Source organism: Pseudomonas karstica, from assembly GCF_009707515.1.
GTDB classification, from domain to species: domain Bacteria; phylum Pseudomonadota; class Gammaproteobacteria; order Pseudomonadales; family Pseudomonadaceae; genus Aquipseudomonas; species Aquipseudomonas karstica.
The window spans coordinates 1-508 of the sequence record NZ_WLYI01000090.1; the positions used below are offsets into that span (position 1 = coordinate 1).

Annotated in this window: 1 protein-coding gene; it reads left to right on the forward strand. The window is 59.3% G+C overall.

All coding sequences use genetic code 11. The annotated features are described in order from the left end of the window. Positions 1-58: 58 nt before the first annotated feature. The coding region (locus tag GIR22_RS25840) for a sugar nucleotidyltransferase (protein ID WP_154746098.1) at positions 59-508 on the forward strand (450 nt) is incomplete at its 3' end.

Below are 508 nucleotides of genomic sequence, written 5' to 3' on the forward strand. Positions count from 1 at the left end.
AGGACGGCAGCTATCAAGGTGAACGACTAGGTAACACCGACAGCAAGGATTTGATCGCATGATGAAGGGAATCGTATTGGCCGGAGGCTCCGGTACCCGTCTGCACCCTATTACCCTGGGTGTTTCCAAGCAACTGTTGCCGGTGTATGACAAGCCGATGATCTACTACCCGATCTCGGTGCTGATGCTGGCGGGTATCAAGGACATCCTGGTGATTTCCACCCCGGTGGACTTGCCGCAATACCGCAACCTGCTGGGTGATGGCAGCCAGTTCGGCGTGCGCGTCAGCTACGCCGAACAACCGTCGCCTGACGGCCTGGCCCAAGCCTTCCTGATTGGTGAAGCGTTCATCGGCAAGGACCCGGTCTGCCTGATCCTGGGCGACAACATCTTCCACGGCCCACACTTCAGCGACCAACTGCGTAGAGCCGCCAAACGCCCGTCCGGTGCGACGGTGTTTGGCTACTGGGTCAAGGACCCGGAGCGCTTCGGTGTGATCGACTTCGAC